We start from the raw sequence: 356 nt of genomic DNA, 5'->3' as shown, positions 1-356 counted from the left end.
CATTCGGACACCCTGGGATCACAGTCCGGTTATCGACTCCCCCAGGCTTATCGCAGATTCCTACGTCCTTCTTCGGCTCCTAATGCCAAGGCATCCACCGTGTGCTCTTAAAAACTTGACCACAAAAGATCAAGGAGTAATTTTCGAGARAACCATGGAACCAGACCGCAACCAACCACCACCCAAAGGCGGCAGCACAATCACGGATCAGATCCAGGTTCATATTCTTGGAAATTGCTTCTTATAAAAGATGCTCGCGTCCACTATGTAGTTCTCAAACAACAACCCCGTACCACACACCCCACACACACAACATGCATGATCGGTGCAGCCAGGAAACCAGAAACACAAGTCCC

At 49.6% G+C, this 356-nt stretch carries 1 rRNA gene; it reads right to left on the bottom strand.

From position 1 onward, the window contains the following. Positions 1–121 (bottom strand): 23S ribosomal RNA (locus tag AC1DGD_RS22180); the annotation flags it as partial. Positions 122–356: the final 235 nt, after the last annotated feature.

The organism is Arthrobacter sp. 05T45 (assembly GCF_056395875.1).
This window is presented reverse-complemented; position numbering and strand designations above follow the sequence as displayed.